Annotated in this window: 5 protein-coding genes; all 5 read right to left on the reverse strand. The window is 65.0% G+C overall.

The window, feature by feature from the left end; all coding sequences use genetic code 11:
• Positions 1 to 54: 54 nt before the first annotated feature.
• Positions 55 to 1,032: a formate dehydrogenase accessory protein FdhE gene (gene fdhE, locus AC3AYF_RS16135; protein ID WP_295036330.1), complete on the reverse strand. Its 978-nt coding sequence runs from the start codon at positions 1,030 to 1,032 to the stop codon at positions 55 to 57.
• Positions 1,016 to 1,663, reverse strand: coding sequence for a formate dehydrogenase subunit gamma (locus AC3AYF_RS16140; RefSeq protein ID WP_295036331.1), 648 nt, complete (start codon positions 1,661 to 1,663; stop codon positions 1,016 to 1,018). Before AC3AYF_RS16140 ends, fdhE begins: the two co-directional genes overlap by 17 nt.
• Positions 1,660 to 2,598, reverse strand: a complete 939-nt coding sequence (gene fdxH, locus AC3AYF_RS16145; RefSeq protein WP_295036332.1) for a formate dehydrogenase subunit beta — start codon at positions 2,596 to 2,598, stop codon at positions 1,660 to 1,662. The genes AC3AYF_RS16140 and fdxH overlap by 4 nt, the downstream gene beginning before the upstream one ends.
• 9 nt (positions 2,599 to 2,607) lie before the next feature.
• A complete protein-coding gene (fdnG, locus tag AC3AYF_RS16150) occupies positions 2,608 to 5,682 on the reverse strand; it encodes a formate dehydrogenase-N subunit alpha (RefSeq protein ID WP_487780003.1) in 3,075 nt (1,024 codons plus the stop codon).
• A 161-nt stretch (positions 5,683 to 5,843) separates the two neighbouring features.
• Positions 5,844 to 7,376: TRAP transporter permease (locus AC3AYF_RS16155; RefSeq protein ID WP_487780002.1), on the reverse strand; the 1,533-nt coding region annotated here is incomplete at its 5' end.

The raw sequence follows: 7,376 nt of genomic DNA on the forward strand, positions 1-7,376 counted from the left end.
GAAGCTCGAAGCTCGAAGCTCGAAGCTCGAAGCTCGAAGCTCGAAGCTCGAAGCTTAGCCCGGCTCGCCCAACACCAGCAGTGGATTGAACGCGCGCCGCTCCAGTTCTCGATCGGCGATCATCATGTCCAGGGCCAGGCTGGCGAGATCATCGGCCAGCGGATCGGCATCCGCTTCCCACTCCCGATTGACACGCTTCAGGTAGCTGTGACAGTGATCGCAGGTCTCGGCCTGGATCGGCAGCACCCGCTCGCCCTGTTCATCCTCGAGACTGCAATAATCCAGGGTCTTGCTGTCGCCACACTGCACGCATTTGGCACGCTCGGCGTACCACTCGCTGGCACAGAGGCCGCACTGCAGGTAACGCACCCGGGAGCGCGCCATGCCGATCTGGATCAGGCTGCCGACCGCAAGGGCGCCGCAACATGGACAGAGCCCGCTGGCGACGTCAGCCGGTCTGGGCGGGGTCGCCGGCAGCATTCTTGCCTGGCGCGTCCACGCCACCTGCAGCGCCGCACCCACCAGCGGCGCCATGGCACGCTGCTCGAGCGGCAACGGCTTACCCTCCAGTACGGCGCGGGCCAGTTCGGCCCGGTCCGCGTCGGGCAACTGGCGCAACGCCTCGAACCAGGTGCGTTGCGGGGCCAGGACCCGTCCGTCAAGCTCGCTCAGCAGTGCCTCGAGATCGTCGGGCCATGACATGTCGCGCCACAGGCCGTCTACCGACAGCGGCGGGATGCCATGGCGCATGGCCAACTCCGCCCCGCTCGTCAACGCCGGACGCGACTGCTGGACGACGCGGTGCTGCGCCTCGACGATCATCGCCATGAACTGGAGGTAGGGTGCCATCGCCGGGACCCGCTCGGCCAGTTGCCGCAGGCGCTGGCCACGCTCGGCAAACAGCTTGCGCCCCGGCAGTCCGACCATTGGCGGCGCTCCCGGCGACGGGGGCGACTGGCCGAAGGCGTGCTCGCGGGTCGCGCTTGGCCCGGGCTGGTTGTCGGGGCTGTCGTCGTCAGGGCTGCTGCTCACGGCGCTGCGCCTCCTCTTGTTCACGGGCCCACAGGCCGTGGTGATGGCGTGCCCAGGCCCGGGTCACCCAGCCTCGGGTCATGGAGCGAATCGAGCCCTTGACCCAGATGGCGGCATAGACGTGGACCACGATGGTGACGATGGCCACGAACGCCGACACCGCGTGGAGCAGACTGGCGAAACGGATCAGCGGAATCGGGAAATAACCGGCGAACCACGGCCGCCACATGATCACGCCGCTGAGCAGCAACAGCGCGATCGACACTACCAGCGACCAGTAGACCAGCTTCTGGCCCGGGTTGTACTTGCCGATGGGTGGCAGCTTGTCGTCGCGATTGTCGAGCACGTCGCCGATCTGGCGCGCCCACTGGATGTCGTTCTCGCCGAGCAGGTTGCGACGCACGTGTCGCACCGCCATGGCGTAGAACAGCAAGACCAGCACCACCCCCAGAAACGGGTGCAGGATGCGCGCCCATACCGGCCCGCCCAGGGTATGGCTCAGGAAGAAGAAGGCGGGATGGAAGAACGCCAGCCCGGATAGCGCCAGCAGCACGAAGACCATGGCCATGGTCCAGTGATTGGCGCGGTCCAGCGGCGAATAACGAATCAGTCGATCGCGTGGCATCTTCATCGGTCTTCTCCCCGCGGACGGGTGGCATCGTAGCCGAGCGAATGCGGTGGCGGCACGTCTTCCTGCCCGTGTTCCGTCCGCTCTTCCGGTTCCTCCTTCGGCCCCTTGGTCATGTAATGGATCACCCCGGCAAACGCGGTGATGCCGATGATCGCCGACATGATCGGCTTGGTGGCGCCCTTCCACGCCCCGACCAGCGGCGAGATACGCGGATCCTTGGGCAGCCCGCTGTAACGGTTGGGGTCGTTGGCGTGGTGCAGCACGTACATGACGTGCGTGCCGCCGACTCCGGCCGGATCGTAGATGCCCGCGTCACGGAAGCCGAGCGCCTTGAGATCGCCCACCCGCTTCTCCGCTCGAGCCAGCATGTCCGTCTTGGTGCCGAACTCGATGCAGTTGGTCGGGCAGGTCTTGACGCAGGCCGGCTCCATCCCCGCGTTGACCCGATCCGAGCAGAGCGTGCACTTGTAGGACTTCTGGTCCTTCGGCGAGATACGCGGAATATCGAACGGACACCCGGTAATGCAGTAGCCGCAGCCGATGCAGTGGTTGGAGTCGAAGTCGACGATGCCGTTGGCGTACTGCACGATGGCGCCGGGGGCCGGACATGCCTTCAGGCAGCCTGGCTCGGCACAATGCATGCAGCCATCCTTGCGGATCAGCCACTCGAGGTTGCCCTCCTGCGATTCGTACTCACTGAAACGCATCACCGTCCACGAATTGGCGGTCAGGTCGGTGGGATTGTCGTAGGTGCCGTGGCACTCGCCGACGTCGTCGCGCAGGTCGTTCCACTCCATGCACGCCACCTGGCAGGCCTTGCAACCGATGCATTTGGAGACATCGATCAGCTTGGCAACCTCATCGACGTGACTCCGGACCTGAGGAGGCGTCGTCGTGGTGGCGGAGCGGGCGATGATGTTCTGTGAATTATCCATTTTCGCTCCTCACGCCTTCTCGACGCGGACGGTGAACGACTTGTACTCCGGCGTCTGGGTGTTGGCGTCGCCGACGAAGGGCGTCAGGGCGTTGACCAGATAGCCCTTCTTGGCCACCCCGGTGAAGCCCCAATGCAGCGGGATCCCCACATGGTGGACCTGCTTGTCGCCGATCATCATCGGCCGCAGCCGTTTGGTCACCACTGCCACGGCCTTGATGAAGCCCCGTTTTGACGACACCTTCACCCAGTCACCGGCCGCGATGCCGATCTCGCTGGCCAGCGCTTCACCGATCTCGACGAACTGCTGCGGCTGCACGATGGCATTGAGCTCGGCGTGCTTGGTCCAGAAGTGGAAATGCTCGGTGAGGCGATAGGTGGTCGCCGCGTGCGGGAATTCCTCGGGCTTGCCCAGCGCCTCACGATCCTCGTCGAAAATGCGCGCGGCCGGATTGTTGCGCGCGCGCTCCTTGCCCGGATGCAGCAGGTTCTGCGGCACCGGTGACTCGAACGGCTCGTAATGTTCGGGGAACGGCCCGTCGACCATGCTCTGCCCGGCGAACAGGTGGCCGACACCCTCCGGCTGCATGATGAACGGCATCTGCCCTTGCGACGGGGGCGAGTTGGGCGGGAAATCCGGCACGTCCGCCCCCACCCAGGCACCCTGCTCGCCATCCCACCAGACGAACGCCTTGCTGGCGTCCCACGGCCGCCCCTGCACATCGGCGCTGGCCCGGTTGTAGAGGATTCGCCGATTCATCGGCCAGGCCCAGGCCCAACCCAGCGTGTTGCCGGTCCCGTAGGGGTCCGAATTGTCGCGATTGGCCATCTGATTGCCGGCTTCGGTCCAGCAGCCGGTGAAGATCCAGCAACCCGCCGCAGTGCGGCCGTCGGCAGTCAGTTCGGCGAACCCGGCGAGCTGCTCACCGGCTCGCCGGGTCACGTTGCCCTGCTCGTCGGTCAGATCCTCCAGCGCACGGCCGTTGAACTCGCGGGCGAGCTCTTCCGATTTGGGCTCGTGGGGAACCTTGTAGTCCCAGGTCAGGTTGACGATCGGCTCGGGGAAGACACCCCCCTCCTCCTGGTAGAGCCGTTTCAGCTTGAGGAACAGCTCGCCCATGATCCGCGTGTCGGGACGAGACTCCCCCGGCGGCGGCGCCGCCGCCCAGTGCCACTGCAACCAGCGGGCGCTGTTGACGATCGAGCCCTCGTCCTCGGCGAAACAGCAGGTCGGCAGACGGAACACCTCGGTGTCGATCTGGCTGGAGTCGACATCGTTGTATTCGCCATAGTTCTTCCAGAACTCGCTGGTCTCGGTATTGAGCGGGTCCATCACTACCAGGTACTTCAGCGACGAGAGCGCCCTGGTCACCTTGGCCCGGTCGGGGAACGAGGCCAGCGGGTTGAAGCCCTGGCAGAAGTAGCCGTTGAGCTCGCCCTTGGACATGCGCTCGAAGGTGTCGAGAATGTCGTAGAGCGGTCGCTCGAGCTTGGGCAACCAGTCGAAGCACCAGTTGTTGCCTTCGTTGGCGGCATCGCCGTACCACGCCCTCATCAGGCTGACGTGGAACTTTTCATAGTTCTTCCAGTAGGAGACCTGCCCCTCGACGGTCGGCTGCTTGGTGCGCTTGTCGATGTAGGCGCGGTAATCCTGCTCCTTGGCATTGGCCAGCGTCATGTAGCCCGGCAGCAACTGGGACAGCAGCCCCAGATCGGTCAACCCCTGGATGTTGGAGTGGCCACGCAGGGCGTTGACGCCACCGCCCGGCATCCCCATGTTGCCCAGCAACAGCTGGACCATGGCCGCGGTGCGAATGATCTGGGAACCGGTCGAGTGCTGCGTCCACCCCAGCGCGTAGAGGATGGTCATGGTCTTGCCGGGTACCGCCATCGCCGCGATCTTCTTCCAGATCCGCTGGATGTCGTCGACCGTGATCCCGGTGATGCTCGACACCATGTCCGGGGTATAGCGCGAGTAGTGCTCTCGCAGCAGTTGGTAGACGCAGCGCGGTTCCTGCAACGACTCGTCGCGGCGGACGAAACCGTCGTCGCCCATCTCGTACATCCACGACTGCTTGTCGTAGCTGCGCGTCGACTCGTCATACCCGGAAAACAGGCCGTCCTCGAACCCGTAATCCTCGCGCACGATCAGTGCCGCGTCGGTGTAGTTCAGCACGTACTCGCGCTGGATCTGGTCGGTCTCGATCAGGTAACTGATCAGCCCGCCGAGAAACGCGATATCGGTGCCGGTACGGATGAACGCCTTGTCCTGCGCCACGGCGCCGGTACGAGTGAAGCGCGGGTCGATCGTGATCAACTCGGCTTTGTTGTGCTCGATGGCCTCGGTGACCCAGCGGAAGCCCACGGGGTGTGCCTCGGCAGAGTTGCCGCCCATCGACAGAATCAAGTTGGCATTGCGGATGTCGACCCAGTGATTGGTCATGGCACCGCGACCGAATGAAGGGGCAAGACCTGCCACCGTCGGTCCGTGTCAGACGCGTGCCTGGTTGTCGAACGCCACCATGCCGAGGTTACGCACCACCTTGTGGGTGATGTAACCGGCTTCGTTGGAAGAGCCGGACGCGGCCAGGAAACCCGTCGTCGTCCAGTGATTGACCGTCTCGCCCTGCGCGGTGCGCTGGACGAAGTTGGCGTCGCGATCGTCCTTCATGTGCCGGGCGATACGGTTGAGCGCCTCGTCCCAACTGATGCGTGTCCATTCGCTGGAGCCCGCTTCACGCACCTGCGGATATTCGAGCCGCCCCTTGCTGTGAACGAAGTCGAGCAGACCGGCGCCTTTGGGGCAGAGCGAACCACGGGACACCGGATGGTCGGGGTCGCCTTCGATATGGAAGACGTTCTGTTCGACGTTCTTGGAACCGTCACCCTTGCTGTAGATCAGGATGCCGCAGCCTACCGAGCAGTAGGTGCAGGTGTTGCGGGTCTCTTTGGCGTGGGTCAGCTTGAACTGGCGGATCGAGGCTTCGGCGGGCTCGGGCGCAAAGCCCATCATCGCCAGGCTCGAGCTCGCCAATCCCGCTCCGCCCAGTTTGAAAAACTGGCGCCGAGTGACATTGATTGACATGTGCCATCCTCATCGGTCATTGGCCGGCATCTCTGCTAAGGAACGGACGCCTTGGATTCCTTATAGCAAACCTCGGCCGGTATTGCCCGTCGACGCCATCGAAAACGCCCGCCCTCCTTGGCAGGAGCGCGGGCGTCGTCGCGAAGCTCGGCGTCGCCGGGCTAGGTCGTGCCGGCGGACCTCACTTCCGGCTTCGCCTTGGCCAGCAGGAACAGCACCACGGTAATCACCGCACCGACGATGTCGCTGGCCAGCCCCGGGAAGATCAGCGCCAGCGCGCCCACCGCCGCCAGGACCCGCCAGAAGGGATTGAGCGGCCGCCGCAGGTAACCCTCCACCGCCACCGCCAGCAGCAGCACGCCGACCACGCCGGTCACGATGACCCACAGCGTGTTCCACAGCGTCGCATCGATCATCAGCATGCTGTGGGCGAACACGAACATGTACGGCACCACGAACCCGGCGATGGCGAGCTTCATCGCCTGGAAGCCGGTGGCGTTGGGCGAGCCGCCGCTGATGCCCGCCCCCGCGTAGGCCGCCAGCGCCACGGGCGGGGTCAGATTGGCGAACAGGCCGAAGTAGAACACGAACATGTGGGCGACGAAGATCGCCGTCTCGTTGCTGCCGGCCAGCTCGCGGAACATCGGCAGGTTGAGCAGGATCGGCGCAGCCATGGTGCTGGTGATGATGTAGGTCGGGATGCTGGGCAGCCCCATGCCCAGCACGATCGAGGCGATCATGGTCAGCACCAGCGTGACCAGCAGTTGGATCATCGGAATCGGAATCTGCTGTCCCAGCGTCACCACGGCATCCGCCGCCTCCAGCGCGATGCCGGTGAGCGTGGCGATACCCACGATGATCCCGACCGCCCCGCAGGCCACGGCGACGGGAATCGCGTTGCGCACCCCATCGTGCATGGCGTCACGGCAATCCCCCACATCCATCTTCTCGGCCACCATCCCGAGCCTGGCCCGCAGCGCGTTGATCGCCACCGGAATCGCGATGATCACGAACAGCATCCAGCGACTGGCCGGAAAGTTGGGCAGGGCGTGACCGCCGATCAGCGCCCGCAGCTGGGGCTCGAAGATCAGCAGCGTCAGGATCAGGCCGAGCCCGACGGTCACGCGGCGCGTGCCGCAGATCAGCACCGTCGCGGCGATCGACCAGAAGGCGGCGAAGAACGGCGCCCGTCCCTCGAACAGCAGCCACAGCAGCACCACCATCGGTATCAACAGATGGCCTCGCTTGAGCATCACCTCCTTGAGCGGGGTCAACTGCGAACGGGGAATCCCCTCCAGCCCGTTGCGCATGGCACGCAGATGGACCTGGAACAGCACCCCGAGGTAGAAGAGCAGCGCCGGGATGATCCCCGCCAGGATGACCTGGGTGTAAGGCACCGAGAGCACCTCGGCCATGATGAAGGCCGCCGCGCCCATGATCGGCGGCAGAATCTGTCCACCGACGCTGGCCGCAGCCTCCACCGCACCGGCGAAGTTCGGCTTGTAGCCGGTCTTCTTCATCAGCGGAATGGTGAAGGCGCCGGTCGTCACGACGTTGGCGATGGCGGAGCCGTTGATCGACCCCAGGAAGCCGCTGGCGATGACCGCCACCTTGGCCGGGCCGCCACGGGTATGCCCGGCGATGGCCAGCGCCAGATCGTTGAACAGCTGCCCCAGGCCGGACTTGCCGAGGAA

Source organism: Salinicola sp. (genome assembly GCF_982684285.1).

Coding starts and splice junctions, on each gene's coding strand:
- AC3AYF_RS16140 (WP_295036331.1), bottom strand. CDS start 1,663: ATGAAGATGCCACGCGATCGACTGATTCGTTATTCGCCGCTGGACCGC.
- fdxH (WP_295036332.1), bottom strand. CDS start 2,598: ATGGATAATTCACAGAACATCATCGCCCGCTCCGCCACCACGACGACG.